This window comes from Streptomyces bullii (genome assembly GCF_042657145.1).
GTDB classification, from domain to species: domain Bacteria; phylum Actinomycetota; class Actinomycetes; order Streptomycetales; family Streptomycetaceae; genus Streptomyces; species Streptomyces bullii.
In genome coordinates this window covers 61,310-87,624 of the sequence record NZ_JBHSNY010000010.1, presented here as the reverse complement: position 1 = coordinate 87,624, position 26,315 = coordinate 61,310, and the positions used below count along the sequence as shown (strand labels likewise).

Annotated in this window: 23 protein-coding genes, 1 pseudogene and 1 riboswitch; of the genes and pseudogenes, 16 read left to right on the top strand and 8 right to left on the bottom strand. The window is 72.5% G+C overall.

All coding sequences use genetic code 11. The features are described from left to right. The first annotated feature begins 43 nt into the window (after window positions 1-43). Window positions 44-1,240 (top strand): MFS transporter, encoded by a 1,197-nt coding sequence (locus tag ACFPZJ_RS27530; protein WP_381026879.1) that lies wholly within the window; start codon window positions 44-46, stop codon window positions 1,238-1,240. Here ACFPZJ_RS27530 and ACFPZJ_RS27525 read toward each other — a convergent pair. Continuing rightward, window positions 1,212-1,641: pseudogene (locus ACFPZJ_RS27525) on the bottom strand (Repetin); the annotation flags it as partial. The gene ACFPZJ_RS27530 and the pseudogene ACFPZJ_RS27525 overlap by 29 nt on opposite strands. 545 nt (window positions 1,642-2,186) lie before the next feature. Between ACFPZJ_RS27525 and ACFPZJ_RS27520 the strand changes: the two are divergent. Together ACFPZJ_RS27520 and ACFPZJ_RS27515 are read left to right on the top strand one after the other, a co-directional pair. Next, window positions 2,187-2,975 carry a carbon-nitrogen hydrolase family protein gene (locus tag ACFPZJ_RS27520; protein ID WP_381026876.1) on the top strand — a complete coding sequence of 263 codons (789 nt, stop codon included), beginning with the start codon at window positions 2,187-2,189 and terminating at the stop codon, window positions 2,973-2,975. A gap of 47 nt (window positions 2,976-3,022) precedes the next feature. After that, the gene (locus ACFPZJ_RS27515) at window positions 3,023-4,720 is read left to right on the top strand and encodes a flavin monoamine oxidase family protein (RefSeq protein ID WP_381026874.1); all 1,698 of its coding nucleotides are present in this window, start codon (window positions 3,023-3,025) and stop codon (window positions 4,718-4,720) included. 21 nt (window positions 4,721-4,741) lie between these two features. On the opposite strand, the gene ACFPZJ_RS27510 is transcribed toward ACFPZJ_RS27515, so the two are convergent. Beyond that, on the bottom strand, window positions 4,742-5,671 hold the full coding sequence (locus ACFPZJ_RS27510) for an LLM class F420-dependent oxidoreductase (RefSeq protein WP_381026871.1): 930 nt from the start codon (window positions 5,669-5,671) through the stop codon (window positions 4,742-4,744). Window positions 5,672-5,782: 111 nt separating this feature from the next. Beyond that, complete coding sequence (locus ACFPZJ_RS27505) at window positions 5,783-6,490, bottom strand: DUF5995 family protein (protein ID WP_381026868.1); 708 nt, start codon at window positions 6,488-6,490, stop codon at window positions 5,783-5,785. Between the two features lie 205 nt (window positions 6,491-6,695). Here ACFPZJ_RS27505 and ACFPZJ_RS27500 point away from each other — a divergent pair, with 205 nt between their 5' ends. Beyond that, window positions 6,696-7,826: a glycoside hydrolase family 6 protein gene (locus tag ACFPZJ_RS27500; protein WP_381027668.1), complete on the top strand. Its 1,131-nt coding sequence runs from the start codon at window positions 6,696-6,698 to the stop codon at window positions 7,824-7,826. A 27-nt stretch (window positions 7,827-7,853) separates the two neighbouring features. On the opposite strand, the gene ACFPZJ_RS27495 is transcribed toward ACFPZJ_RS27500, so the two are convergent. Further along, window positions 7,854-9,245, bottom strand: a complete 1,392-nt coding sequence (locus ACFPZJ_RS27495; protein WP_381026865.1) for a uracil-xanthine permease family protein — start codon at window positions 9,243-9,245, stop codon at window positions 7,854-7,856. Window positions 9,246-9,459: 214 nt separating this feature from the next. Beyond that, complete coding sequence (locus tag ACFPZJ_RS27490) at window positions 9,460-10,671, bottom strand: MFS transporter (protein WP_381026862.1); 1,212 nt, start codon at window positions 10,669-10,671, stop codon at window positions 9,460-9,462. A 121-nt stretch (window positions 10,672-10,792) separates the two neighbouring features. Between ACFPZJ_RS27490 and ACFPZJ_RS27485 the strand changes: the two genes are divergently transcribed. Further along, window positions 10,793-11,992, top strand: coding sequence for an ROK family transcriptional regulator (locus ACFPZJ_RS27485; RefSeq protein WP_381026859.1), 1,200 nt, complete (start codon window positions 10,793-10,795; stop codon window positions 11,990-11,992). Window positions 11,993-12,477: 485 nt separating this feature from the next. On the opposite strand, the gene ACFPZJ_RS27480 is transcribed toward ACFPZJ_RS27485, so the two are convergent. After that, window positions 12,478-13,233 (bottom strand): SDR family oxidoreductase, encoded by a 756-nt coding sequence (locus ACFPZJ_RS27480; protein WP_381026857.1) that lies wholly within the window; start codon window positions 13,231-13,233, stop codon window positions 12,478-12,480. Between the two features lie 457 nt (window positions 13,234-13,690). Beyond that, window positions 13,691-13,821, top strand: a riboswitch (FMN riboswitch). A gap of 144 nt (window positions 13,822-13,965) precedes the next feature. On the opposite strand from ACFPZJ_RS27480, the gene ACFPZJ_RS27475 reads away from it, so the two are divergent. The 9 genes from ACFPZJ_RS27475 to ACFPZJ_RS27435 all read left to right on the top strand — a co-directional run bounded on the left by ACFPZJ_RS27475 (window position 13,966) and on the right by ACFPZJ_RS27435 (window position 21,379). Beyond that, the gene (locus tag ACFPZJ_RS27475) at window positions 13,966-14,580 is read left to right on the top strand and encodes a riboflavin synthase (RefSeq protein WP_381026855.1); all 615 of its coding nucleotides are present in this window, start codon (window positions 13,966-13,968) and stop codon (window positions 14,578-14,580) included. Continuing rightward, window positions 14,577-15,221: a nicotinamide mononucleotide transporter family protein gene (locus tag ACFPZJ_RS27470; protein ID WP_381026853.1), complete on the top strand. Its 645-nt coding sequence runs from the start codon at window positions 14,577-14,579 to the stop codon at window positions 15,219-15,221. Before ACFPZJ_RS27475 ends, ACFPZJ_RS27470 begins: the two co-directional genes overlap by 4 nt. Then, complete coding sequence (locus ACFPZJ_RS27465; RefSeq protein ID WP_381026851.1) at window positions 15,218-16,507, top strand: bifunctional 3,4-dihydroxy-2-butanone-4-phosphate synthase/GTP cyclohydrolase II; 1,290 nt, start codon at window positions 15,218-15,220, stop codon at window positions 16,505-16,507. Before ACFPZJ_RS27470 ends, ACFPZJ_RS27465 begins: the two co-directional genes overlap by 4 nt. 19 nt (window positions 16,508-16,526) lie before the next feature. After that, window positions 16,527-17,012: a 6,7-dimethyl-8-ribityllumazine synthase gene (gene ribH / locus ACFPZJ_RS27460; protein WP_381026848.1), complete on the top strand. Its 486-nt coding sequence runs from the start codon at window positions 16,527-16,529 to the stop codon at window positions 17,010-17,012. A 34-nt stretch (window positions 17,013-17,046) separates the two neighbouring features. Continuing rightward, window positions 17,047-17,319 carry a phosphoribosyl-ATP diphosphatase gene (locus ACFPZJ_RS27455; protein WP_003988914.1) on the top strand — a complete coding sequence of 91 codons (273 nt, stop codon included), beginning with the start codon at window positions 17,047-17,049 and terminating at the stop codon, window positions 17,317-17,319. 55 nt (window positions 17,320-17,374) lie between these two features. Further along, window positions 17,375-18,223 carry an ATP phosphoribosyltransferase gene (gene hisG, locus ACFPZJ_RS27450; RefSeq protein WP_381026846.1) on the top strand — a complete coding sequence of 283 codons (849 nt, stop codon included), beginning with the start codon at window positions 17,375-17,377 and terminating at the stop codon, window positions 18,221-18,223. Window positions 18,224-18,265: 42 nt separating this feature from the next. Continuing rightward, the gene (locus ACFPZJ_RS27445) at window positions 18,266-18,721 is read left to right on the top strand and encodes a PH domain-containing protein (protein WP_381026844.1); all 456 of its coding nucleotides are present in this window, start codon (window positions 18,266-18,268) and stop codon (window positions 18,719-18,721) included. A gap of 244 nt (window positions 18,722-18,965) precedes the next feature. Beyond that, entirely contained in the window at window positions 18,966-20,300 is a 1,335-nt protein-coding gene (locus tag ACFPZJ_RS27440) for a hemolysin family protein (RefSeq protein ID WP_381026841.1), read from the top strand. Continuing rightward, on the top strand, window positions 20,297-21,379 hold the full coding sequence (locus ACFPZJ_RS27435) for a hemolysin family protein (protein ID WP_381026838.1): 1,083 nt from the start codon (window positions 20,297-20,299) through the stop codon (window positions 21,377-21,379). Before ACFPZJ_RS27440 ends, ACFPZJ_RS27435 begins: the two co-directional genes overlap by 4 nt. Before the next feature lie 75 nt (window positions 21,380-21,454). On the opposite strand, the gene ACFPZJ_RS27430 is transcribed toward ACFPZJ_RS27435, so the two are convergent. Together ACFPZJ_RS27430 and ACFPZJ_RS27425 are read right to left on the bottom strand one after the other, a co-directional pair. After that, window positions 21,455-23,317: an AAA family ATPase gene (locus ACFPZJ_RS27430; RefSeq protein ID WP_381026835.1), complete on the bottom strand. Its 1,863-nt coding sequence runs from the start codon at window positions 23,315-23,317 to the stop codon at window positions 21,455-21,457. Window positions 23,318-23,768: 451 nt separating this feature from the next. Then, the gene (locus ACFPZJ_RS27425; protein WP_381026833.1) at window positions 23,769-24,257 is read right to left on the bottom strand and encodes a uridine kinase family protein; all 489 of its coding nucleotides are present in this window, start codon (window positions 24,255-24,257) and stop codon (window positions 23,769-23,771) included. Between the two features lie 400 nt (window positions 24,258-24,657). Here ACFPZJ_RS27425 and ACFPZJ_RS27420 point away from each other — a divergent pair, with 400 nt between their 5' ends. Further along, window positions 24,658-26,019 carry a peptidase C39 family protein gene (locus ACFPZJ_RS27420; protein ID WP_381026830.1) on the top strand — a complete coding sequence of 454 codons (1,362 nt, stop codon included), beginning with the start codon at window positions 24,658-24,660 and terminating at the stop codon, window positions 26,017-26,019. 147 nt (window positions 26,020-26,166) lie between these two features. After that, the gene (locus ACFPZJ_RS27415) at window positions 26,167-26,307 is read left to right on the top strand and encodes an SCO1431 family membrane protein (protein WP_381026828.1); all 141 of its coding nucleotides are present in this window, start codon (window positions 26,167-26,169) and stop codon (window positions 26,305-26,307) included. Window positions 26,308-26,315: the final 8 nt, after the last annotated feature.

Genomic DNA, 26,315 nt, shown 5'->3' with positions numbered 1-26,315 from the left:
CGCCGTACCCCCGGTGTCCGATTCGTCCCTGCGGGAAGGCCTCATGACTCTCTCACCCCCGCGTGTGCCGGCCGTCGGCGTCCGACGGCTCGCGGCCACGCTGTACGGCTACGCGTTCCTCCACGATCTGATCCCGCTCTACCCGGTGTACGCGCTGCTGTTCGCCGGCACCGGTCTGTCGGTCTGGCAGATCTCCTCCCTCTTCGCCCTGTGGTCACTGACCAGTCTGCTGGTGGAGGTCCCCTCCGGAGCCTGGGCCGACGCCGTCTCCCGGCGGCTGCTGCTGTGGCTCGGCCCGCTGCTCACCGCCGCCGCGTTCGCCCTGTGGGTGCTGGCCCCGTCGTACGAGGCGTTCGCCCTCGGCTTCGTGCTGTGGGGCGCCGGCGAGGCGCTCGGCTCCGGCGCGCTGGAGGCGCTGGTCTACGACGAACTCGACCGGCTCGGCGCCGCCGACCGGTACGCCCGCGTCATGGGGCGGGCCCGGGCGGCGGGCCTGCTGGCCGTGCTCGCCGCGATGGGACTCGCGGGGCCGGTGCTCGCCCTCGGCGGCTACCCGGCCGTGGGGGCGGTGAGCGTGCTGGCCTGCCTGCTGGCCGCCGCGACGGCGACCCGGTTCCCCGAGCATCGCGGTGCCACGGCCGGGAGCGCGGGCTGGGCGGCGACCTTGCGGGCGGGACTCGTCCGCGTCCGCGCGGACCGGTCGGTGCGCGCAGCGGTGCTGCTCGTCCCGGCCGTGAGCGCCGTATGGGGCGCACTCGACGAGTACACGCCCCTCCTGGCGCAGGGGACCGGCGTATCCGACGAGCAGGTGCCCTACCTGCTCCTGCTGATCTGGGCCGGCGCCACGGTCGGCGGGCTGCTCGCCGGTGCCGGCGAACGCCTCGGCACGACCGGACTCGCCGGTCTGCTCGCGGGCTCCGCGCTGGCCCTGGCCACCGGCGCGGCGGCGGCCACCCCGGCCGGCCTGCTGCTCGTGGCGCTCGCCTTCGGCGGCTTCCAGCTGGCGACCGTGCTGGCCGACGCCCGCCTCCAGCACCGCGTCGACGAGTCCGGCCGGGCGACCGTGACCTCGATCGCGGGCCTGGGCACCAGCCTGACCACGCTCGTCGTGTACGGCTCGTACGCGGCGGTCGGCTCGACCACCACGCACGGCACCGCGTTCGCCTGGTGCGCGGCGCCGTACTTGGTGACGGCGCTGCTGCTGGCGGCCGGAGCGCGGGCCGCCAGGGCACGACCGTGAAGTCGCCGGTGCCGCGCTCGACCTTCTCGAACGGGGCCGAGCTCACGCACGTCGGCAGGTTCCTCGTGACGACCGGCGTGCCGGTGGAGGCCCGCTGTAGCCGAGCCGGTCGCGGTGACCGAGGTCGTGCACGGTGACCCCGACCCGCCTGCCCTTCGCGCCCGGCAGGTCGGAGGAGGTGATGACCCCGGAGACGACGGCCACCTCGCCGCCGGTGATCAGGCAGTCGACCCGGGCCTCGGCCCGGGCGCCCTCCCGTCGAGGTAGTGGCTCCGCTCGAAGGTGCCGGTGGCCTTCACCGGGTCCTTGGTGTCCTTCGCCGCGAGGTGCGCGTCGAAGGAGAAGGCGATGTCGTCCCCGGCCGAGCGGTACAGCTTCGCGGTGCCGGTGAGCGCGGCGGCTCGCAGGGACGGTCGGGGGCGGCCGTGCCCCTGCGGGGTCGCTCGTGCGGGGCGGTGGTTGTGGCCCGGTGGGGTCGCTCGTGCGGGGCGGTGGTCGTGACCTCGCGGAGCGGCTCGTCCGCGGCAGTGGCCGTGCCACCCTCCTGGGACCGCTCGTCGCAGGCGGTGGCCGGGGCCGTCACGCCGGCGGTCAGCAGCAGGGCGGCACCAGCACGACGGTCTTCGCACGGCGGTTGATGGCGGTCCTTTCCGCAGGTGGCACAGGTGACCGGGACGGTCACCACTGTCCCGCCGGCGCGCCCGCGACACATCGCTCCGGGGACGGGACCACGCCTCCGCCGCGCGGCGAGGCACACCGCTCGCGGCCTGCGGCCGGGGGAGGGCCGGAGGTACGGCCGGGGCGTGCAACGAATCGCCGTGGAGGCCCCGGCGGACGCAATGATCCGCTCACGGGCGCGCAACGGCTCCTCCTTGTCCGGCCGAGCCGGCCGACCGTACCGTCTATCTGGCCCCCGAAACCCCCGCGTACCGGTGAAGGAACACGCATGCGCACCGCCCTGCTCCAGAGCTCCGGCCGACCCGGCTCGATCGCCGAGAACCTCAAGGTCCTCGACGAGGCCGCGGGCCGTGCCGCCGCCGCGGGCGCCGGGCTGCTGGTCGCGCCGGAGATGTTCCTGACCGGCTACGCGATCGGCGACGACATCGCCCGGCTCGCCGAGCCCGCCGACGGCGACTCGGCCGACGCGATCGCCGAGACCGCCACGCGGTACGGGGTCGCGATCGCCTACGGCTACCCGGAACGCGACGGCGAGACGGTGTACAACTCCGCCCAGCTGATCTCCGCCGACGGCACGCGCCTGGCGAACTACCGCAAGACCCACCTCTTCGGCTGCTTCGAGCGCGACCACTTCACACCGGGCGAGCAGCCGGTCGTCCAGGCCGAGCTGAACGGCCTGCGCGTCGGTCTCATGATCTGCTACGACGTCGAGTTCCCGGAGAACGTCCGCGCCCACGCCCTGGCCGGCACCGACCTGCTGCTGGTCCCGACCGCGCAGATGCACCCGTTCCAGTTCGTCGCCGAGTCCCTCGTGCCGGTGCGGGCCTTCGAGAACCAGATGTACGTCGCGTACGTCAACCGGGTCGGCCCCGAAGGCGAGTTCGAGTTCGTCGGACTGTCCACGCTCGCCGGGCCCGACGGCGTCGCCCGCACCCGGGCCGGCCGCGCCGAGGAGCTGGTCCTCGCCGACGCCGACCCCGTCTTCCTCGCCGCCTCCCGTGAGGCCAACCCTTACCTGAAGGACCGGCGCCCCGGCCTGTACGGGTCCCTCGTCTGAATCTCCCCGCCTCCACCTCAGCATTTCGCGCAAGGAGTCCGTACCCCATGACGTCCACGGTGCCCAACGCCGTCGAGCATGCCGACGAGCAGCAGCCGCCGATCACCATGTTCGGCCCGGACTTCCCGTACGCGTACGACGACTTCCTCGCCCACCCGGCGGGTCTCGGGCAGGTGCCCGCGACCGAGCACGGCACCGAGGTCGCCGTCATCGGCGGTGGTCTGTCCGGCATCGTCGCCGCGTACGAACTGATGAAGATGGGCCTCAAGCCCGTCGTGTACGAGGCCGACCGGATCGGCGGCCGGCTGCGCACCGTCGGCTTCGAGGGCTGCGACCCGTCCCTGACCGCCGAGATGGGCGCGATGCGCTTCCCGCCGTCATCAACGGCGCTCCAGCACTACATCGACCTGGTCGGTCTGGAGACCAGGCCGTTCCCCAACCCGCTGGCCGAGGCGACGCCTTCGACGGTCGTCGACCTCAAGGGCGAGACCCACTACGCCGAGACGATCGACGACCTGCCGCAGGTCTACCGGGACGTGGCGAACGCCTGGAACAAGTGCCTCGAAGAGGGCGCCGACTTCTCCGACATGAACCGCGCCATGCGCGAACGGGACGTGCCCCGCATCCGCGAGATCTGGGCGAAGCTCGTCGAGAAGCTCGACAACCAGACCTTCTACGGCTTCCTCTGCGACTCCGAGGCGTTCAAGTCCTTCCGGCACCGCGAGATCTTCGGCCAGGTCGGCTTCGGCACCGGCGGCTGGGACACCGACTTCCCGAACTCCATCCTGGAGATCCTGCGGGTCGTCTACACCGAGGCCGACGACCACCACCGCGGCATCGTCGGCGGCTCCCAGCAGCTGCCGCTGCGCCTGTGGGAGCGCGAGCCGGAGAAGATCGTCCACTGGCCGTACGGGACCTCCCTGAAGTCCCTGCACGTGGACGGCGAACCCCGCCCGGCCGTGACCCGGCTGCACCGCACCGCGGGCAACCACATCACGGTGACGGACGCGAACGGCGACATCCGCACCTACCGGGCGGCGATCTTCACCGCCCAGTCCTGGATGCTGCTCTCCAAGATCGCCTGCGACGACTCGCTCTTCCCGATCGACCACTGGACGGCCATCGAGCGGACCCACTACATGGAGAGCTCCAAGCTCTTCGTGCCGGTCGACCGCCCCTTCTGGCTCGACAAGGACGAGGAGACCGGCCGGGACGTCATGTCGATGACGCTCACCGACCGCATGACCCGCGGCACCTACCTGCTGGACGACGGCCCCGACCGGCCCGCCGTCATCTGCCTGTCCTACACCTGGTGCGACGACAGCCTGAAATGGCTGCCGCTGTCCGCGAACGAGCGGATGGAGGTCATGCTGAAGTCGCTCGGCGAGATCTACCCGAAGGTCGACATCAGGAAGCACATCATCGGCAGCCCGGTGACCGTCTCCTGGGAGAACGAGCCCTACTTCATGGGCGCGTTCAAGGCCAACCTGCCCGGCCACTACCGCTACCAGCGGCGCCTGTTCACGCACTTCATGCAGGACCGGCTGCCCGAGGACAAGCGGGGCATCTTCCTCGCCGGCGACGACATCTCCTGGACGGCCGGCTGGGCCGAGGGCGCCGTCCAGACCGCGCTGAACGCGGTCTGGGGCGTCATGCACCACTTCGGCGGGCAGACCGACCCGGCGAACCCGGGCCCGGGCGACGTCTACGACGAGATCGCGCCGGTCGAGCTCCCGGAGGACTGACCGGGGCCCGACCGGCCAGGGTCAGACCCCGGCCGCCCGCGCCTTCTCGTACACCTGCGCGGCGACGTCCTTGAGCTCCTGGGCGTCCCGCACGGTGCCCTGAAGGTCGAGCAGGATCTCCTCCAGGCCGATCTCGGCGTGCGCGACCAGGTCCTCGACGATCTGGTCGACGCTGCCCTGGAACGGCTGACGGTCGGGGCCGTCGTACGTCGTGGCGGTGTACTGCGGGTTCACCCGCAGGACCGTCTGGATCGGTTCGGTCCGGCCCCGCTCGGCCGCCAGGTCCCGCAGCTGACGCCACTGCGCGGCGATCGCGTCGGCGCCCATGCCCACCGGCATCCAGCCGTCGGCGTGGTCGACCAGCCGGCGCTGCGCCTTCGGGCTGCTCGCGGCGAGCAGGATCGGGATCGGCCGGGCGGGCTTCGGTCCGACCACGGCCGAGCCGATCTTCGTCAGCCGGCCCTCGTACGACACCGGGTCCGGGCCCCACACCGCGCGGCACACCTCGATCAGCTCGTCCAGCACCTGGCCGCGCTCCTCGAACGGCCGTACCGACGCCGCCGCGTACTCATCGAGGGACCAGCCCGTGCCGAACCCGGCCACCACCCGGCCGCCGCTCGCCGCGTCCAGCGAGGCGAGGGCCTTGGCGAGCTGGAACGGCACGTGCAGCGGGGCCACCAGCACACTGGTGCCCAGCCGGGCCCGCCCGGTGGCCGCGGCGGCCAGCGTCAGCGTGATCAGGGGATCGGCCACACCCCGGTAGGCGTCCGGCCAGGGCAGGCCCTCGATGCCGTACAGGCCCTGGGTGGCGGGCTCGGGGAACAGCGCCCGCTCGTACACCCACAGGCTCGCGTAGCCCATCTCCTCGGCGGCGCGCGCCACGTCGGGCACGTCCCGGCCGAGGTCGTACTGGCGGTTCTGCGGAAGGCTGAGTCCGAGCCGTGTCGCCATGCCCTGTGCTCCTTTGCATGAGGTGCGGTCCTGTCGAACGTACAACGTTCACCGAGGAGTTCGGCGGGGCGGCGGCCGACACGGCGCGGAACGGCCCGGGGTCTGGCCGGATCAGTCCGGCAGTGGCGTGAGCAGCATGCGTCCCGCGAGACCCACCGCCGCGTCCAGGCGCTCGGTGAACTCCTCGGCCACGTCGGGCAGTCGGCGCAGCGCCCACAGTGCGCGGGCCGCCGTCCAGGAGGCGTCACGGGCCCGCTCCAGACTCCACGCGCCCAGCAGATGCGTCAGCGGGTCACCGATCTGGAGGAGGTCGGGGCCCGGCATCAGCTCTTCGCGGATGCGCTCCTCCAGCGAGACGAGGAGATCGCCCACGCGGTCGAACTCGTCCTCCAGCTCGGCGGGTTCGCAGTCGAGCGTACGGCAGGTGTCCACGACGGCGAGCGCGAGATCGTGGCCGATGTGCGCGTTGATGCCCGCCAGGGCGAACTGCAACGGCCGTACGCCGGGGTGGCGGCGGAACTGGAACAACGGCCGCCAGCACGCGGGCGGTCGCCGCTCGCCGGCCGTCGCCTCGACGGCGGCCAGGTAGCGCTCGGCGAACCGCACGTCCAGCGTGATCGCGGCCCGCGCGTCCGCGAACCCACCGGTGTCGACGCACCGGTCCACCGCCTCCGTGACGGTGAGGTAGACGCGGTTGAACACCGCCACCCCGTCCTGGGCGGGCAGGGCCGCGTCGAGGGCGCGCATACGGCAGACGACGGTGTCGACGGACGGGCCGAAGTGGTCGACCAAGGTGCTGATTTGTTCGCATTGCGCCATGAAGGCAGAGTCGCAGCTTTAGGCTGGCGGGAGTGCCGGCGGGCCGCGCGCTTCCCCAGAACGGGGGAACGCCGCCCGCCGCGGGGCAGAGCGAGCCGTGGGGAGCGGCCGCGTCAGAGGGGGGAGCAGCAGCGTGGCAGGCCCACGTGCCCAGCGGCTGGCCGCCCGCCGGGCCGCGAGCAGGCGCGCCGCCCGGCGGGGCGCCATGGTCGCGGTGGCCTCGGTGGTGGTCGCGGTGGGCGCCGCGACCGGCGTCATGTCGGCGTTCGAGGACCGGCGCGGCGTGGACGAGGCCGGGCGGCCCCGGGTGACCGCGTCGCCGCGCCTGGCGCCGCTGCCCGCCGTGCCGACACCGTCCCCGTCGGTCACCGGGTCCGCCTCTGCCGCGCCCACCGCGCGCAAGACGGCGACCCCGGCGCCCACGCCGACGAGGACGCGGCAGGAGCGGCGGCAGCGCACGGCCGGGACCACGACGACCCGGCTCTACCGGCACCCCGACTCCAACGTGCTGGCCTGGGTCCGCGCCAACCCCGACGACCCGCGCCGGGCGGTCATAGAGTCCCGGATCGCCGACCAGCCGGCCGCGGTGTGGTTCGCCGACTTCACGCCCGACACCATCACGGGCCGGGTCCGTGCGGTCACCTCGGGCGCCGCGGCGCAGGGCCGGGTTCCCGTCCTCGTGCCGTACGCGATCCCGGACCGCGACTGCGGCGGGCACTCCCAGGGCGGTGCGCCCGACCTGGACGCGTACGACGCCTGGATCGACCGGTTCGCGGCCGGGCTGGGCTCCGGCGAGGTCATCGTGATCCTGGAGCCCGACTCGATCGCCCAGTCCGAGTGCCTCTCCACGGGGCGGCGCGCCGACCGCTTCGCCTCGCTGGCCCGCGCCGGGCGCGTTTTGAAGGCGGCCGATCCGCGCGCCCGGGTCTACTTCGATGCGGGGCACTCGGACTGGAACCCGCCCGCGAAGCAGGCGGCGTGGCTCAGACAGGCCGGTGCCGCCTCGGCCGACTCCTCCGACGGGATCTTCAGCAACGTCTCCAACTTCCACACCACGGACGACGAGATCGCCTACGACCGGCGGGTCCTCGACGCCCTCGGCGGGCCGTCGACGCTGGGCGCCGTCATCGACACCAGCCGCAACGGCAACGGCGCCCCGCCCGACGGCGCCTGGTGCGACCCGGCGGGCCGCGAGCTGGGCCGGACACCGACCCTGGTCACCGGCGAGCCCCGGATCGACGGCTATCTGTGGGTGAAGCTGCCGGGCGAGTCGGACGGCTGCAAGGGGGCGCCGGGCACGTTCACGCCGTCGTACGCCTACGACCTGGCGCGCTGAGCCGCTGCGGCTCGCCCTGCAGGGTGCTCACGTCTTGGCGTGCTGAGCCGCCTCGTCGTAGGTGCTGGTGCCCTCGTCCAGCAGCGGCTGCTGCGTCTTGAGGTGGGCCGGCGCGAAGGCGCGCAGCGCGTGGTAGCCGGTGATGACGACCAGGGTGCCCAGCGCGATGCCGCTCAGCGAGAAGGTGTCGGTGAACTTCATCGTGACGTTGCCGACGCCGATGATGATGCCCGCCGCGGCCGGGACGAGGTTCAGCGGATTGCGCAGGTCCACCTTGGCGTTGATCCAGATCTGGGCGCCGAGCAGACCGATCATGCCGTACAGGATGACGGTGATGCCGCCGAGCACACCGCCCGGGATCGCGGCCACGACCGCGCCGAACTTGGGGCACAGGCCGAACAGCAGGGCGAACCCGGCGGCGGCCCAGTAGGCGGCCGTCGAGTACACGCGGGTCGCTGCCATCACGCCGATGTTCTCGGAGTACGTGGTATTGGGCGGGCCGCCGACCGCCGTGGACAGCATCGAGCCGATGCCGTCGGCCGAGATCGCCGTCCCCAGCTTGTCGTCCACAGGGTCGCCGGTCATCTCGCCGACCGCCTTGACGTGCCCCGCGTTCTCGGCGACCAGGGCGATGACGACGGGCAGCGCGACCAGGACCGCCGACCACTGGAAGGACGGGGCGTGCAGGTCGGGCAGGCCGATCCAGTCCGCCTTGCCGACGGCGGAAAGGTCGAGCCGCCAGTGGTCGGTGAGCTTTCCGCTCGCGTCCACCGAGTGGATCCTCCCGAAGATCCGGTCGAAGGCCCAGGAGACGCCGTAGCCGAAGACCAGCCCCAGGAAGATCGCGATACGGGACCAGAAACCCCGCAGGCACACCACCGCCAGCCCGGTGAAGAGCATCACCAGCAGGGCCGTCCACTGGTCCTGGGGCCAGTACGTGGCGGCCGTCACGGGCGCCAGGTTGAAGCCGATCAGCATGACGACCGCGCCGGTCACGATCGGCGGCATCACGGCGTGGATGATCCGCGCGCCGAAGCGCTGCACCGCGAGGCCGACCAGGAACAGCGCGACACCGACGACGAAGACGGCACCGGTCACCGTGGCACTGCTGCCGCCCTGGGCGCGGATCACGGCGGCGACGCCCACGAACGACAAGGAGCAGCCCAGGTAGCTGGGCACCCGGCCGCGGGTCGCGAGCAGGAAGACGACGGTCGCGACACCCGACATCATGATCGCCAGGTTCGGGTCCAGGCCCATGAGGACCGGAGCGACGAACGACGCTCCGAACATGGCCACCACGTGCTGGGCGCCGAGCCCGACCGTGCGGGGCCAGGAGAGCCGTTCGTCGGGGCGGACCACCGCGCCGGGCGCCGGGGTGCGTCCGTCGCCGTGCAGTGTCCAGCGGACGCCGAGATCCATGAGGGTGTCGCTTTCGTCGTACGTGGGGCTACGTCCGGACCATTGTCAGGGCTGCCGGGACGTGCTTCGCACGCGGATCGGCTCGGCGGACGGGCCGGTGACGGACACCGCGTGCTCCGGCGGGACTCGGCGGTGCCTCCGGGGAGCCTTGGGGTGTCTCGGGGGTGCCGCCCTCCGCAGCCGTGGTGTCGTGCCGCCCTCCGCAGCGGGGTGTTCAGGGCCGCGGGTCGGGAACCGCCGCGTCCGGCCGGCTGATCTTCGGCCGGTCGCGGTCGCCGGGGCGCAGCACGCCCGCGAACGCCGCGAGGCCGCCCGCCAGGACCGTCACCAGACAGAACGACACCACCAGGCTGGTGGCCTGGGCCAGCGTGCCGATCGCGCTCGGCGCGATCAGGCCGGAGGTGTACGTGATGGTCGCGACACCCGCGATGGCCAGGCTGGGATTGGGGCCGCTGCGGCCCGCCGCCGCGAAGCACAGCGGGACGACGACCGCGATGCCCAGGCCCATCAGCGCGAAGCCGGCCATCGCCACGGCCGGACGGTCCGCGACGACGATCAGCAGCCCGCCCAGGACGGCGAGGACACCGCTCGTGCGGACCGTGCGCACCGCGCCGTACCGGTCCACGACCTTGTCCCCGGCGATCCGGGCCACGGCCATGGTGAGGGTGAAGCCCGTCGTGCAGGCCGCCGCGAGTCCGGCGGAGGCCTCCATCTGGTCGCGCAGGTAGACCGCGGACCAGTCCAGGCTCGCGCCCTCCGCGAACACCGCGCAGAACCCGATCGCACCGATGAGCAGCGCCGAGCGCGGTGGCAGCGCGAACCGCGGCGGCGGCTCCTCGTCCTCGGCGGGCTGCAGGTCGAGCACCCACTGGCAGGACAGCACGCCGACGACGGTGAGGGCGCCGGCGGCCAGCGCGTGGTGCAGCCGGGCGTCCGAGCCGAGGTGCGCGGCGAGCGTGCCGGCCGCGGAGCCGATCAGGGCGCCCGCGCTCCACATGCCGTGCAGCCCGGACATGATCGACCGGCCGAGACGGTTCTCCACCTCCACGCCCAGCGCGTTCATGGCCACGTCCGCCATGCCCGCCGTGGCGCCGTAGGTGAACAGGGCGAGGCAGAGCGTGAGCAGGTTCGGTGCCAGCGACGGCAGGATCAGCGACAGCGTCCACAGGGCGATCAGTCCGCGCAGCGCGGTGCGGGCGCCGAGGCGGTGGCTGATGTAGCCGGCGAGCGGCATCGCGACGGACGCGCCGAGCGCGGGGAAGGCCAGCGCGAGGCCCAGTTGCCCGGCGCTCACCCCGGCGTGGTCCTGGATCCACGGCACGCGCGTGGCGAAGGAGCCGGTGACGGCGCCGTGCACGGCGAAGACGGCCGCCACGGCGTACCGGGCGCGCCGCACATCGCGCTGCTCGTAGATCACTGCACTCATTCTCTGTCCCCTCCCCGGAGGTCTGCTCCCCACTGCCGGCCGTAAACTATCAGGGACCCTGCCTGATAGATAGGGTGCATGCGGCGCCCGCGCGGCCCCGCCGATCTGGAAGGATCCCGGCATGCCCGCATCCCCGAGCACCGCCCGGGCCATCAACGACCGGCTCGCCCTGCGTCTGCTCCAGCAGGAAGGCCCGTTGACGGCGGGGCAGTTGAAGCAGCTGACCGGCCTGTCCCGCCCCACCGTCGCCGACCTCGTGGAACGCCTCACCGCCTCCGGTCTGATCGCGGTGGTCGGAGAGGCGGGGGAGCAGCGGCGCGGCCCCAACGCCAGGCTGTACGGCATCGTCGCCGACCGCGCCCACCTGGCCGCGCTGGACGTGCGCACCGAGGGCGTCGCCGTGGTCGTCTCCGACCTCGTCGGCCGGGTGCTCGCCGAGGCCTCGGTGCCCATCGACGGTGCCACCGGCACGGGGTCCGCCGTCGAACAGGCGGTCAGGCTGGTCGAGCGTGTGGTGAAGGAGGCGGGGGCCGATCGGCTGCACACCGTCGGCATCGGCGCGCCCGGCCTGATCGACCCGGCCACCGGCGAACTCCGCGTCTCCACCGGGTTGCCGCAGTGGCACCGCCGCCTGGTGGCCGCCCTCCAGGAGCGGCTCCCCGAGGCCCGCGTCAGCGTCGAGAACGAGACGAACCTCGCCGCCCTGGCCGAACAGCGCGACGGGGCCGCCCGGGACCGGGACACCTTCGTCCTGCTGTGGCTGGGCCACGGCACGGGAGCGGCCGTGGTCCTCGACGGCACACTGCGCCGCGGGGCTTCCGGTGGCACGGGGGAGATCGGCTTCCTGCCGGTGCCGGGCACGGCGGCGCTGCCGTCGGCGACGGACTGCGCGGGGGGCTTCCATTCCCTGGCAGGCGCGGCGGCGGTCGCGGAACTCGCGGGAGAGTACGGGCTGGCGGCGGAACCGGCGGACCCGCCTGCCGTGGGCCTGGTACGGGCAGCCGTGACGGCGGCCGGTGCCGGAGCGGGGGAGCGAGAGCCGTCCGCCCGCTTCCTCGACGCCCTGGCCGACCGCGTCGCCGTCGGCGTGGCCTCCGTGGTCGCCATCCTGGACCCCGGGTGTGTGGTGCTCGGCGGCGAGATCGGACACGCGGGCGGAACCGTGCTCGCCGACCGCGTCCAGGCCCGCATCGCCCGGATGTCACCCCTGTCCACCGAGGTACGGCCGGGCCTCCTGGGTGGCGGCGCGGTCCTGCGGGGCGCGCTGCTGACGGCCCGGGACCGCGCACAGGACGAGCTCTTCGCGCCTCCGGAACGGTGACCGCGCAGCGCTGCTTCGGCCGGGGGTGCCGGTGCCGTCGGGGCGAACGCCACCGCGGTGGCCGTGGGCCGCGGCGGTGGGGCCGGTAGCGCCCGTCGCGCTCCCGGTGGCGGGGCACGCGCTTTTGGTGGCGGGGCGCGCTCTCGGCCGTGCCGCCGTGGGGGCTCTCGCCCGAAGGTGGCTCCAACTGCCTTGCTCGCAAGGCTGCTTGCGGCGGCTGCCAGGCAGCCACCAGCGCGGTCAGCCGACTGCCGCTCCGTCACCGCGGGGAGGCCGACGGCGACGTCCAGCAGGGGCCTGCACCCTCAGCAGGGCTGCGCCCCCGGCAGCACCTACCCCGAGCAGCACCTACCCCGAGCAGCACCTGCACCCCGAGCAGCAGCCGGGGCACGCCTGGCTGGCTGGCTTGCACGCAGCCAACGACTACCCGGGCGCCTGCGTACCGGCCGACGGCACCGGCCCGGCCCGTAGCCGCTCGCACCCGCTCACCCGCGCGGCCCGCCGTCGAACCGCGCCGCCAGGTACTCCTCGAACGTGCCCTTGCCGGTTGCCCGCTCCGGCGTGAGGTGCCCGCCGTCGCGGAACCCCCGGTACGCCGCACCCCACAGCGGCACGCTCGCCACGACGCGGCGGCGCCCGGTCGCCCGCAGATACGCACGGGCCAGCGACTCCAGCGTCCGTACCTCCGGCCCGCCCATGTCCTCGACCCGCCCCGCGGGCCCGCCCGTGGCCAGCTCGGCCAGCCGGTCCGCGACCTCCGCCACCTCGACCGGCTGGTCCCGCACCCCGGCCGGCAGCAGCAGGACCGGCAGCTTCGACAGCGTCCGGAAGAGCGTGACCGGCAGATCGTGGAACTGTGTGGTCCGCAGGACGGTCCAGCCCAGCCCCGACTCCTCGATGAGCCTCTCCACGGCGAGCTTCGTCCGGTAGTAGCCGAGCGGCACCCGGTCGACGCCGACGATCGAGATGTAGACCAGGTGACCCACCCCGGCCCGGCGCGCCGCCTCGATCAGGTGTCCGGCCGCCCGCTCGTCGCCGCCGCGCGGTGTGCTCGCGCAGTGCACGATCGTCTCCACGCCCCGCACGGCCGCGTCGAGCGCGGCGCCGCCCTCGCGCAGGTCCACGGCGTACGGCCGGGTGTGCCGGCTGAGGACCCGCACGTCGTGCCCGTCCGCGCGCAGCCGCTCGGTGACCAGCCGGCCGAGCGTTCCCGTACCGCCCGTCACAAGCATCGTGGTCATCGTCTTCAGTCCCTCCGGGCGACGGGCCCTCCCGGTTGGAGTGCCCTTCGTAGAGGAGACCGTGCGCGCCCATGAAATGTGACAGTGCCTGAAACGTGACAGCGCCTCATCCAGCCGGGGGGCCTCCGCGCGCAGCCGGAAGGGCGTGGTGGAGCCGGTGGGACGCCCGCGTGGACCGGCCCGCGTGGACAGGCCCGCGTGGAAGGGCCCGACGGCGGGCAAGGGCCGTCGTCACCGCCGCCGGGCCGGTCTGCGGGGCCGGGTCGACCCTAAGAGGACTAGACCATACCGTCAATAGGTATGGACCAATCATGCCCACCTCAAGGTCCGACTCTCGTCCGGGAGTTGGGACGCCGCGAACGCCGCGCAAGTCCAGTGACACGCTCTGTGAGGCACCCCACACCCATCGCCCGTATGGACGTCGATCAGGCGTGGCACACTGGCCGTGTACCAGTAGCAGCGCACTCCGGGGTCGGTGAAAGTCCGAACCGGCGGTTACAGTCCGCGACCCGGTCGCCTCCAGCGGCCGGTTGACCAGGTGAAATTCCTGGACCGACGGTTAAAGTCCGGATGGGAGGCAGTGCGCGGCGGGCGAGCACACGTGCGCGCCGCCGTACCGGTTCGCCTGTCCGGGCGAGCCCCGTCCGGCGTCGCCCCGGTGCCGTTGCCCGTACCTTCTGTCGTCTCGACAGCCCCGGAGTCCGTGCCCGAAGAGGCAGGAGGACCCGGGAAGTGTTCACCGGAATCGTCGAAGAGCTGGGTGAGGTCACCGGCGTCGAGAAGCTCGCCGACGCCTCCCGCTTCCGGCTGCGCGGCCCCGTCGTCACCCAGGGCGCGAAGCACGGCGACTCCATCGCCGTCAACGGCGTCTGTCTCACCGTCGTCGACCACGAGGGCGACGAGTTCACCGCCGACGTGATGGCCGAGACCCTGAGCCGCTCCAGCCTGGGCGCCCTCACCGTCGGCTCCCGCGTCAACCTCGAACGCCCGATGGCCGTGGGCGAGCGTCTCGGCGGGCACATCGTGCAGGGCCACGTCGACGGCACCGGCGAGATCCTGGACCGCACACCGTCGGAGCACTGGGAGATCGTGAAGATCTCGCTCCCCGCCGGCCTGTCCCGGTACGTCGTCGAGAAGGGCTCCATCACCGTCGACGGCATCAGCCTCACCGTCGTCGAGGCCGGCCCCGACCACTTCACCGTCAGCCTCATCCCCACCACGCTCGCCCTGACCACGCTCGGCCACAAGCAGCCCGGCGACCCGGTCAACCTCGAAGTGGACGTCATCGCCAAGTACGTCGAGCGGATGCTCGGCGACCGGGCCGTCACCGAGGGAGCCGGGCAGTGAACTGGCTCAACTCCGAGGCGTTCACGCTGTTCGGCCAGCACATCAAGTGGTCGGACATGATCGGCAACGTCATCGGTCTGGTCGCCCTCGCCCTCGGCTGGCGGCGCTCGATCTGGACCTGGCCCGCCCAGTTCGTCTCCGGCCTCATCCTCTTCGCGGCCTTCGCCACCGCCCACCTCTCCGGCAGCGCAGGCAAGCAGGTCGTCGTCATGCTGGTCGCCGGCTACGGCTTCTGGCAGTGGCAGCGCGGCCGGCAGCAGGCGCAGGACGGCTCCATCGCCGTCCGGTTCGCCACCTGGCGCGAACGAGCACTGCTGACCGCCGGCGCCGCCCTCGGCACCCTCGCGGTCGGTGGCCTGTTCACCGCCGTCCCCTCCCTGTCCTGGGACCCCTGGCCGGACGCCTACATCTTCGTCGGCACCGTCGTCGCGATGTACGCCCAGGCCCGCGGCATGGTCGAGTTCTGGTTCGCCTGGCTGCTCGTCGACCTGGTCGGCGTCCCCCTGACCTTCGCCAACGGCTTCGCCTTCTCCGGCTTGGTCTACGTCATCTACGGCGCGCTCGTCCTGTGGGGCCTGCGCGACTGGTGGCTGCGCTCCCGCGAGGCCGCGCGGCCCGTCATGGAAGGAGCGCCCGCATGACCGCGGCACCCGTCCTCTACAGCACCGACGGTTTCGAGGACCTCACGCTCGACCCGGTCGAGCAGGCCATCGCCGACATCGCGGCCGGCCGGCCGGTCGTGGTGGTCGACGACGAGGACCGGGAGAACGAGGGCGACCTCGTCATCGCCGCCGAGAAGGCGACCCCCGAGATCGTCGCCTTCATGATGAGCGAGTGCCGCGGCCTGATCTGCGCCCCGATGGAGGGCGACGAACTGGACCGGCTCCGGCTCCCGCAGATGGTCGACGACAACACCGAGTCGATGAAGACCGCGTTCACCGTCTCCGTCGACGCGTCCGCCGCCCACGGTGTGACCACCGGCATCTCGGCCTCCGACCGCGCCACCACGCTCCAGTTGCTGGCGAGCGGCACCGCCGAACCGTCCGACCTGGTGCGCCCCGGCCACATCTTCCCGCTGCGCGCCAGGTCCGGCGGGGTCCTGACCCGCAACGGCCACACCGAGGCCGCCGTCGACCTCGCCCGGCTCGCGGGCCTGCGCCCGGCCGGCGCGATCGTCGAGATCGCCGGCGAGGACGGCCAGATGCTGCGCCTGCCCGAGCTGATCCCGTTCGCCCGCAAGCACGGCCTGACGATCATCTCCATCGAGGACCTGATCGCCTACCGCCGCAGCTCCGAGCCCACCGTCCGCCGCGAGGCCGAGGTCCACCTGCCCACCGCCCACGGCACCTTCACGGCGTACGGCTACCGCTCCACCGTCGACGGCGTCGAGCACGTCGCCCTCGTGCACGGCGAGATCGGCGACGGCGAGGACGTCCTCGTCCGCGTCCACTCCGAATGCCTCACCGGCGACGTCTTCGGCTCCGCCCGCTGCGACTGCGGCCCCCAGCTGGACGCCTCCCTGGCCCGCATCCAGACCGAGGGCCGGGGAGTGGTGGTCTACCTGCGCGGACACGAGGGCCGCGGCATCGGCCTGATGTCCAAACTGCGGGCGTACGAGCTCCAGGAGCGCGGCCGCGACACCCTCGACGCCAACCTGGAACTCGGCCTGCCCGCCGACGCCCGGGACTACGGGGCCGGAGCGCAGATGCTCCGCGACCTCGGCGTGCGCAGCGTGCGCCTGCTGACCAACAACCCCGACAAGAGCGACGCCCTCGTCCGCCACGGCATCGAGGTGAACGGACGCGAGCCGATGCCCGTGACGGCGGGCGAGCACAACCTCCGCTACCTGCGCACCAAGCGGGACCGGATGGGCCACGACCTGCCCTGGCTGGACACGCCGACCGTGCCGGCCTGCGGCAACCAGTAAGAGAGCACTGAGGAGACACGTGAGCGGCAAGGGTGCACCGGAACTGACCGTTCGCAACGTCGGAGACCTGCGGGTCGCCGTCGTCGCGGCGCAGTGGCACGAGAAGGTGATGGACGGTCTGGTGGACGGCGCCCTGCGCGCCCTGCACGACCTGGGAATCGACGAGCCGACCCTGCTCCGGGTCCCCGGCAGCTGGGAGCTCCCCGTCGTCGCCAAGGTCCTCGCGGGCCGCGGCTACGACGCGATCGTGGCTCTCGGCGTCGTCATCCGCGGCGGAACCCCCCACTTCGACTACGTGTGCCAGGGCGTCACCCAGGGCCTCACCCAGGTCTCGGTCGACACCGGCGTCCCGGTCGGGTTCGGCGTGCTGACCTGCGACACCGAGGAGCAGGCCCTGGACCGGGCCGGTCTGCCCGGCTCCAACGAGGACAAGGGGCACGAGGCGGTGACGGCGGCGGTCGCGACCGCGGCCACGCTCCGCTCAGTATCCGAACCGTGGCGATAGGTGGGTGGGCACACCGCGTAGAGTGGGCGCCACCATGTCCAAGAAGACGTTCGAGGAGCTGTTCACCGAGCTCCAGCACAAGGCCGCCCAGGGCGATCCCGCCACCTCCCGCACCGCGGAGCTGGTGGAAAAGGGCGTCCACGCCATCGGCAAGAAGGTCGTCGAGGAGGCCGCCGAGGTCTGGATGGCCGCCGAGTACGAGGGCAAGGAGGCGGCCGCCGAGGAGATCTCGCAGCTGCTGTACCACGTCCAGGTGATGATGGTCGCCCGCGGGATCTCCCTCGACGACGTCTACGCCCACCTGTAAGCCACACCCGTTCCTGTCAGAAGCCACGCACCACCACGCGAAGGAAGCCGACCTCATGCTGCGCATCGCCGTCCCCAACAAGGGTTCACTCTCCGGCCCTGCGGCGGAGATGCTGCATGAGGCCGGCTACCAGCAGCGCCGCGAGTCCAAGGAACTGCGGATCGTCGACCCCGAGAACGAGGTCGAGTTCTTCTACCTCCGCCCCCGCGACATCGCGCTCTACGTCGCCTCCGGGCAGCTGGACATCGGCATCACCGGCCGCGACCTGCTCATCGACTCCGGCGCCAACGCCGAGGAGATCCTGCCGCTCGGCTTCGCCCGCTCCACCTTCCGCTACGCCACCAAGCCCGGCGTGGTGAGCAGCCTGGAGGACCTCAACGGCGTCACGATCGCCACGTCCTACGAGGGCATCGTCGCCAAGCACCTCGCCGACCACGGCATCGACGCCTCCGTCGTCCACCTCGACGGCGCCGTGGAGACCGCCATCCAGCTCGGCGTCGCCCAGGTCATCGCGGACGTCGTCGAGACCGGCACCTCACTGCGCAACGCCGGCCTGGAGGTCGTCGGCGAGCCGATCATGAAGTCCGAGGCCGTCGTCATCCGCCAGACCGGCGCGGACGGCGAGGAGCCCAAGGTGCAGCAGTTCCTGCGCCGCCTCCAGGGCGTCCTCGTGGCCCGCACGTACGTGATGATGGACTACGACTGCCGCGTCGAGCAGCTTGAGAAGGCCGTCGCCCTCACGCCGGGCCTGGAGTCCCCGACCGTCTCCCCGCTGCACAACGAGGGCTGGGTCGCCGTCCGCGCGATGGTCCCGGCCAAGGAGGCACAGCGGATCATGGACGACCTGTACGACATCGGCGCCCGGGCCATCCTGACCACGGCCATCCACGCCTGCCGTCTCTGACGCGCGGAAGCCGCACTCTCTGATTCCGGGAAGTCGTCCCAGATGTCCGAACTGCCCACTCTGCCCGTCACCTTTCGGCCGGGCCGTACCCGTGCGGTCCTGCTCACCGCCGCCGTCGCGATCTTCGTGGTCATCACCGTGGTCGCGATGCTGCTGAAGCAGCTCGGACCGGGCGAGCGCCTCAGCTTCGTCGTCACGGCCGCCCTGCTGGCCGGGGTGCTGGTGCTGCTGGCCCGGCCGAAAGTGGTCGCCGACGAGTCCGGCGTCACCGTGGTCAACCTCACGCACAAGCGTCACCTGGAGTGGGCCGAGATCCTCCAGGTGACCCTCCGGCCGGGCGACCCCTGGGTGTTCCTCAACCTCAGCGACGGCACCAGCCTGCCCGCCCTCGGCATCCAGCCGGGCATCGCCCAGCAGCGGGCCATCGCCGACGCACGCGCCCTGCGAGCCCTCGTCGAGGCCCGTTCCACCGCGCACCCCGAGACGCCTCAGGGCTGACCTCGGAACGCCTCGCGGCCTCCACCCTGCCGCAGCGGCCCGTGTCTTGATTAATCTGTTGGCGGAGGCGCAACCGTTGCGCCTCCGCCCCTGCTGCCCCGCCCGGTGCACAGGGGTTCCTGCTACCCGAGGAGTGACCCCCTCCGGCGATGGACGGATCGTCCTGCAGTACCTGCGCCGCCCCCTGCCGACATAGCGCGGACCGCACCCACGAGGTTCGCGCCCGTGCGGAGGCGGCGGCATCATGACCCTCCCCCTGCTGCTCCTGGCAGCCGCTTTCCTGCTGATCCTCGCCAACGGATTCTTCGTGGCGGCCGAGTTCGGCCTGGTGACGGTCGAGCGTCCGGACGCGGAGAAGGCCGCAGCCGAGGGCGACCGGCGTGCCCGCCGGGTCGTGGAGTCGCTCAAGGAGCTGTCCTTCCAGCTCTCCGGCACCCAGCTCGGCATCACCATCACCTCCCTCGTCGTCGGCATGCTCGCCGAACCGGCGCTCGCGGAGCTGCTGTACGGCCCGTTCACCTCGATCGGCGTCCCCGAGGGAGCCGTCCCCGGTGTCACGGTCGTCGTCGGCATGCTGCTGGCCTCGGCCGTACAGATGGTGATCGGCGAGCTCGTCCCCAAGAACTGGGCGGTGTCCAGGCCCCTGCAGGTCGCCCGCTTCGTGGCCGGCCCGCAGCACGTCTTCGCGCGCCTGTTCCGCCCGGTGATCGCAGGCCTGAACGCGGTCGCCAACCGGCTGGTCCGCGCCCTGGGCATCGAACCCACCGAGGAGCTGGCCTCCGCCCGCACCCCCGAGGAGCTCGTCTCCCTGGCACGGCACTCCGCCCGGGCCGGCGCCCTGGAGCAGGACACGGCCGACCTCTTCGTACGGACCATCTCCCTGGGCGAGCTCACCGCGCAGCACGTCATGACACCCCGAGTGAAGGTCAGCGCGCTGCAGTCGTCGGCCACCGCCGAGGACGTGGTCAACCTGACCCGCGCCACCGGCCTGTCCCGCTTCCCCGTCTACCGGGAGAAGATCGACGAGATCGTCGGCATGGTCCACCTCAAGGACGCCCTGGCCGTCCCCGTCCAGGACCGGCTGCGCACCCCCGTCGGCCGCATCGCCCGCCCGGCGCTGCTGGTCCCCGAGACCCTGCCCGTCCGGCCGCTGCTGGCCCGCCTGCGCAGCGAGCAGCCCATCGCGGTCGTCGTCGACGAGTACGGCGGCACGGCCGGCGTCGTGACCCTGGAGGACATCGTCGAGGAGATCGTCGGCGAGGTCCGCGACGAGCACGACGGACACGACCTCCCCGAGCTCGCCGCCGCCCCGCCGGAGGACGGCAGGCCCGCCTGGGACGCCGATGGCAGCTGCCGCGTCGACACCCTCCGGCGCATCGGCCTGGACGTGCCCGAGGGGCCGTACGAGACCGTCGCCGGACTGGTCGCCGACCTGCTCGGCCGCATCCCGGCCGTCGGCGACAAGGCGGAACTGCCCGGCTGGCGGCTGTCGGTGCGCCAGGTCGGCCACTACCGCGCGGAACGCGTGCGGCTGGTCAGGACCGCCCCGGTGGTTCCGGCCGTGGAGGCGGCCCGATGAGCGTCCTGCAACTCCTCTTCGCCGCGCTCCTCGTCCTCGCCAACGGGTTCTTCGTGGGCGCCGAGTTCGCGCTGGTCTCCGTACGCCGCAGCCAGATCGAACCGCTCGGCACCGCCCGCGCCCGGCAGGTCCTGTACGGCCTGGAACGGCTGCCGCAGATGATGGCCGCGGCCCAGTTCGGCATCACCGTGTGCTCACTGACGCTCGGCGCGGTCGCCGAGCCGACGGTGGCGCACCTCCTGGAACCGGTCTTCGAGTGGATCCGTCTGCCGCGCGGCATGATCCACCCGCTCACCTACGTCATCGCCCTCGCCGCCGTGGTCTTCTTCCACCTCGTCATCGGCGAGATGGTCCCGAAGAACCTGGCGATGGCGGCGCCGGAGAAGGCCGCGCTGTGGCTGAGCCCGGGTCTGGTCTACTTCGCGCGCCTGTGCAAGCCGATCACCGTCGCCCTCGGCGCCTGCGCGCAGGGCGTCCTTCGGCTGTTCCGCGTCGAGCCGAAGGACGAGGTCGAGGCCGTCTTCACCAGCGAGCAGCTCAACCGGCTGGTGGAGGACTCCGGTCAGGCCGGCCTGCTCGACCCCGAGGAGGCCGAGCGCCTGGAGGACGCCCTGGAACTGGGCTCCCGCCCGGTGACGGACGTGCTTCTGAAGCGCGAGTCCCTGGTGACGGTCCCTCCGTCGGTCACTCCGGGGCAGATCGTGGACCTCACCGCCCGCACGGGCTACTCCCGCTTCCCGGTCGCCGCCGACAACGGCGCCTTCATGGGCTACCTGCACGTGAAGGACGTCCTCGACGTGGAGGACTCGGAGCGCGCGGTGCCGCAGCAGCTGTGGCGGCCCATGACCACGCTCAGGTCCGAGCTGCCACTCGACGACGCGCTGACCGTGATGCGCCGTGCCGCGACCCATCTGGCCCAGGTGGCCGACGGGTCGGGGAAGGTGCTCGGCCTGGTCGCACTGGAGGACGTGCTGGAGCTGCTGGTGGGCGAGGTACGGGACCCGGCGCACCGGGAGGTGCCGGAGGTCAGGGTGACGGAGCCCAGGGCGAGCGGCGAACCGGAGCAGGCGCTGGCGTAGCAGCGGGCGGGTGCGGCGGCACGCCGTACCCGCCGGGCTGCGCGCCCGCCCCGCCCCGGCGGCGACGCCGTCTCCTCACAACCCGGGCGGAGCCTGCGGGCCCCGCCCCGACAGCACCTCTCCGTACGCCTGCATCAGATCCGGCAGCCGCAACGTAGCCAGGTCCTCCCGCGTGAGCGTGCCGGGATACGTGGACAACCGCAGATCCCGGTACGCGCAGCTCTTCTCGTACAGCGTCCGCAGGAACCGCCCGTTGCCCAGCTCGTCGATCCACCCCTGGTCGACGACGTGCCCGGCGATGGACCGCAGCTCGTCGAGCGCCTCCTCGTCCCACAGGTCACCGTTGTCGGCGGCGAGCACCTTGCCGATCTCGGTCAGCTCCAGAGGGCGGTACGACGGGAAGTCGACGCGGGTCGTGAAGCGGGAGGACAGCCCCGGGTTGGCGGCCAGCAGCCGGTCCATGCCCTCCGGGTAGCCGGCGAGGATCACCACGAGATGGTCGCGGTTGTCCTCCGCCCGCTTGAGCAGCACCTGCAAAGCCTCGTCGCCGTACGCGTCGCCCTTGCCGTAACCGGAGTTGGAGAGCGAGTACGCCTCGTCGACGAACAGTACGCCCCCGAGCGCCGAGTCGATCAGTTCGTTGGCCTTCACGGCCGTCTGCCCGAGGTACTCGCCGACCAGGTCGGCCCGTTGTGCCTCCACGAGGTGGTCGCCGCCGAGCAGGCCGAGGGCGTAGAAGACGCGGCCCAGGATGCGGGCCACGGTCGTCTTGCCGGTGCCCGAGGGGCCGGAGAAGACGAAGTGGCGTTTCGGCGGCTGGACCGGCAGCCCCTGGCCGGCCCGCAGCCGGGCCATGTTCAGCTGTGCCGACAGCGCCTTGACCTGGCGCTTCACCGGCTCCAGGCCCACCATGCGCTCCAGTTCGGCAAGCGCCTCCTCCAGTAACGCCGGGTCGGTGGGCCCGGTGGGCAGGGACGGGACGGGGACGGCCTTCTCACGGAACGCCGGGCCGGTCATCGACGGCAGGGGAGCCGACGGCGGCGTCTCGGGGTCGGACAGGCGCAGGTCGCGCCCTTCCGTTCCGTACAGCGGGTCGAGAGCGTCGGGGCCGTCCACGGCGTCCTGCCCGGTGCCGGTGAGCGTGATCGCCGCGAGGTCGGCCGAGTCGTCGTACCCGTCGCCCTCGGCGATCGCGGTGAGCCGGGCGGAGGTGTCCATGAACGCCGGGTCGACGCGGTGGACGGCCCGGTACAGGGGGAGTGCGGCGGCGCTGCGGCCCGTTCCCTCATGGGCCCGGGCCAGCCAGTAGCGCAGTTCCTTGCGCTGCGGCTGCTCGCTGCGGCAGCGCATCAGGGCGGCCGACAGCAGCGGCTCGGCCTGTCCGTACATCTCCAGCCGGACCCGGGCCATGCCGCCGAACAGGCCCGCCTCGATGCCGAGCATGGGGTCGTCGAGCAGCGGATCGGTGTGGCGGACGAGCTGCTCCCAGTCCTTGACCAGGTAGGCGCGGCAGGCGTGCAGGAAGCGGACCTGCGGGTCGGTGTCCACGGGCGGCAGCCCGGCGAGCGCCCGGTCCAGCTCCGGGACGTGGCGGCCGTCCAGCCAGTGGGAGGCGTGCGCGAGCAGCAGGTCGCGGGGGCTCTCCAGCACCGGCTGGACCCACCAGCCCAGCCAGTACCAGGAGTTGAGGGTGCGGCGGTGGCGGGTGCGCTGTTCGCCGAAGCGCTCCCGGTGCCGGAACATCCGCAGCAGCGCGGCGGAGGTGTCCACGCGCAGCGCGTGCAGCCCGAGCCAGGCGTCGGCCATTCCGGGATCCATGCGCACGGCGGCCCGGAACTCTTCCTCCGCCTGCGGGTAGGCGCCCATGGTGTAGGCGTCCACGCCTCGCAGCCAGGCGAGGTCGGCCGGGGCCTGTGGGCCCTGCGTGCCGAAGTCCATCACGTCCCCCACAAACCGTGCCCCCGTCGGTATGCCAACGAGCCGTCCCCCGTTGGCTGCCTTGGTCGAACCGCTGTGCCGCGGACCGGAGTTGCAGGTGCGCGCGCAGCCGTCCGTAGGTCGCACCGAGGGCATCGTACCTGCGGCGGCGCCGCGTCCGTAGGGTGCCTTCGCAGGCTGTTCGGCGAGGTGGGAGCAGCAGGGGCGCACAGCTGGCGGTGACCGTGGGTGAGCGCTTCGCGCCGCGCGGCGCCCGGAAACCCGCGGGAGGGCAGAACGAAGCCCCCGATCACGGGGGAACAACCGGGGGCTTCGCGTCAGTCGGCGGCTCCGAATGGCCGCACATTGAGAACGTAAGTCCTGTACGGCCCCTCGGTCAAGCCGAGTTGGAGCACTCCGGGAAGTTGAATGGCAAGCCTTTTCACAGCTTCAGCACATTGCCCCTGGACGGTCACCGTGCGTGAGGGTCGGCTGCCGTCCGACGAGCCCCACTGGGCCCGGGAGTTGTCTCGTATCCCTCCGCTCGCTGGAATACCAGAAGGTCGGCAAACGGTCGCGAAGGATCGTCGGCGAAATGCCGGTCCTCCGCTTCCACCCAGCCGTCCCAGAACTGCCTCTGCTCTTCGCCGTCCCGCTCCCGCCCCCGCGCCCAGGCCTCCTCGCGGGGCACCTCCATCCACAGCAGCAGGGACAGGTGCGGGCGCAGCACCCGGCGTCCCGCACCGACGCCCTCGACGAGCACCACCGGGGCGGGCGGCAGCGCGCGCGGCGGTCCGAAACGGCGGTTCCGCCAGTCGTAGGGGGAGTAGTGCGCGGTCTCGCCGCGTTCCAGCGGTTCGACGACCTGGCTCAGCACCCGGTCCGTCCAGTTGAACAGTTTCTCGTGGCTGGCGATGTCGTCGAGGTGCAGGACGGGCGCGCCGCCCAGCGCCGCGGCCAACTGACCGGCGAACGTGGACTTGCCCGACCCGGCGTGACCGTCGACACCGATCAGGCGGACGGGGCCGCAGGACGGGGGAAGGCGGCGGATCCGGGAGGCGAGGGCGTGAATGGCTGGTCCTGGAGCGAGCTGGGGGACGGGGGCGTGTCGCGAGCACTCTAACGGCGGTGCCCGCGCGCGTGCTCGCGCGGCGGCGTACGCGCGTGGCCGCACGGCGCGGCAGGCGATGTCACTGGTCGAGGCCAATGTTCTTGCCCGCCGCGCGGCCCGAAGTGCTGGCCAGTCCCGACCGGCTGTGCTCATATGTGCCGCACACCGTGTACCTCATGTGTGCCGCACCCCGTGCGACCGACCGTGCCCGGACCTGCCCCGACTCCGACAATCAGGGGGTCTCGTGCCCATGAGCAGAGCCGAACAGCCGTCCCGCAGAACCGTCCTGGCCGCCGCGGTGGCCGCCGCCGTCGCGCAGAGCGCGGCTCCGGCCGCCGCCGTCAGCGGGAGGCCCGCAGTGGACCACACCCGGGCTGCGGCCCGCCCCGTCGACAACCGCGCGTGGATCTCGTACGGCGATTGGCGCGGCGGTACGGCGCAGGGCACCCGTGCCGTCGCGGGCGCCCGGCCCGGGATCGTGATCGACGCCCCCGCGGGCACCACCGAGTACCGCGACCCGCACACCGGCACCACCTCCACCTGGGAGTACGCGACGTGGACCTCCCCGGTGCACCGGCTCGCCGTCCCCTCGACCGAGCTGATCGCCTCCTGGAACGCGCACACGCCCGGCGGCACCTGGCTCCAGGTCGAGCTCCAGGGCACCTACTCCGACGGCACGTCCACACCCTGGTACCTCATGGGCCGCTGGGCCGCCGGAGACCAGGACGTCCGGCGGACCTCGGTCGACGACCAGGGCGACGGCAGGAGCACCGTCTGGACGGACACCCTCGCCGTCGACGACCCGGCTGCGGGGCTGCGCATCAGCGCCTGCAGGCTGCGTCTGACCCTTCACCGCAGACCCGGCACGAAACGCACGCCCACGGTGTGGCGGCTCGGCGCGATGGGCTCCGACGTCCCCGACCGCTTCACCGTGCCGGCCTCCACGCCCGGCCTCGCCGAGGAGCTGATCGTCCCCCGCTACTCGCAGGAGATCCACAAGGGCCGGTACCCCGAGTACGACAACGGCGGCGAGGCCTGGTGCAGCCCCACCTCCTCGCAGATGATCATCGAGTACTGGGGCGGCCGGCTCACCCCGGAGCAGCTCGCCTGGGTGGATCCGACGTACACCGACCCGCAGGTGTGCCACGCGGCCCGGTACACGTACGACTACCAGTACGCCGGCTGCGGCAACTGGCCGTTCAACGCGGCCTACGCCGCCACGTTCAAGGACCTCCAGGGCGTGGTCACCCGGCTGGGCTCCCTCACCGACCTGGAGACGCTGATCGCCGCGGGCATCCCGGCCATCACGTCCCAGTCGTTCCTGAAGGAGGAGCTGACCGGGGCCGGGTACGGCACCGCCGGGCACCTGATGACCGTGATCGGGTTCACGGCCGAGGGCGACGTCATCGCCAACGATCCGGCCTCGCCCGACAACGAGGCCGTGCGGCGGGTCTACCGGCGGCGCGAGTTCGAGAACGTCTGGCTGAGGACCAAGCGGTACAACGCCTCCGGCAAGGTCGTCTCCGGCACCGGCGGCGTCTGCTACCTCTACTTCCCGGCGCGCCTGACCGCGCGCCGGCGCAGGGCGCTCGCGGCGGTGGGCGTGCGCTGAGCGGCCGAGCGGGGACGGGCCCCCGGCAGCCGGGGCCCGTCCCGTGTGACCAACCTCTCGGCCGCGAGCGCCGCTCCGGGTGGCAAGGTGGACAGGGTCAGGGGGGACCCACCGCACGCACGAGACCAGCGAGAAGTCCGAGAGAACATGACCGCGAACTCAGTCACCGCCCCCCGTGTCCGTACCGGCGGCCCCCGGGACGACGGCCCGAAGATCTTCGAGCACGCCATGGGATGGACCCTCGTCGTGGTCGTCGCCATGTTCGTCACCCAGCTCGGACTGATGTGACCTGTCCC

Coding starts and splice junctions, on each gene's coding strand:
- ACFPZJ_RS27530 (WP_381026879.1), top strand. CDS start 44: ATGACTCTCTCACCCCCGCGTGTGCCGGCCGTCGGCGTCCGACGGCTC.
- ACFPZJ_RS27520 (WP_381026876.1), top strand. CDS start 2,187: ATGCGCACCGCCCTGCTCCAGAGCTCCGGCCGACCCGGCTCGATCGCC.
- ACFPZJ_RS27515 (WP_381026874.1), top strand. CDS start 3,023: ATGACGTCCACGGTGCCCAACGCCGTCGAGCATGCCGACGAGCAGCAG.
- ACFPZJ_RS27510 (WP_381026871.1), bottom strand. CDS start 5,671: ATGGCGACACGGCTCGGACTCAGCCTTCCGCAGAACCGCCAGTACGAC.
- ACFPZJ_RS27505 (WP_381026868.1), bottom strand. CDS start 6,490: ATGGCGCAATGCGAACAAATCAGCACCTTGGTCGACCACTTCGGCCCG.
- ACFPZJ_RS27500 (WP_381027668.1), top strand. CDS start 6,696: ATGGTCGCGGTGGCCTCGGTGGTGGTCGCGGTGGGCGCCGCGACCGGC.
- ACFPZJ_RS27495 (WP_381026865.1), bottom strand. CDS start 9,245: ATGGATCTCGGCGTCCGCTGGACACTGCACGGCGACGGACGCACCCCG.
- ACFPZJ_RS27490 (WP_381026862.1), bottom strand. CDS start 10,671: ATGAGTGCAGTGATCTACGAGCAGCGCGATGTGCGGCGCGCCCGGTAC.
- ACFPZJ_RS27485 (WP_381026859.1), top strand. CDS start 10,793: ATGCCCGCATCCCCGAGCACCGCCCGGGCCATCAACGACCGGCTCGCC.
- ACFPZJ_RS27480 (WP_381026857.1), bottom strand. CDS start 13,233: ATGACCACGATGCTTGTGACGGGCGGTACGGGAACGCTCGGCCGGCTG.
- ACFPZJ_RS27465 (WP_381026851.1), top strand. CDS start 15,218: ATGACCGCGGCACCCGTCCTCTACAGCACCGACGGTTTCGAGGACCTC.
- ACFPZJ_RS27455 (WP_003988914.1), top strand. CDS start 17,047: ATGTCCAAGAAGACGTTCGAGGAGCTGTTCACCGAGCTCCAGCACAAG.
- hisG (WP_381026846.1), top strand. CDS start 17,375: ATGCTGCGCATCGCCGTCCCCAACAAGGGTTCACTCTCCGGCCCTGCG.
- ACFPZJ_RS27445 (WP_381026844.1), top strand. CDS start 18,266: ATGTCCGAACTGCCCACTCTGCCCGTCACCTTTCGGCCGGGCCGTACC.
- ACFPZJ_RS27440 (WP_381026841.1), top strand. CDS start 18,966: ATGACCCTCCCCCTGCTGCTCCTGGCAGCCGCTTTCCTGCTGATCCTC.
- ACFPZJ_RS27435 (WP_381026838.1), top strand. CDS start 20,297: ATGAGCGTCCTGCAACTCCTCTTCGCCGCGCTCCTCGTCCTCGCCAAC.
- ACFPZJ_RS27430 (WP_381026835.1), bottom strand. CDS start 23,317: ATGGACTTCGGCACGCAGGGCCCACAGGCCCCGGCCGACCTCGCCTGG.
- ACFPZJ_RS27420 (WP_381026830.1), top strand. CDS start 24,658: ATGAGCAGAGCCGAACAGCCGTCCCGCAGAACCGTCCTGGCCGCCGCG.
- ACFPZJ_RS27415 (WP_381026828.1), top strand. CDS start 26,167: ATGACCGCGAACTCAGTCACCGCCCCCCGTGTCCGTACCGGCGGCCCC.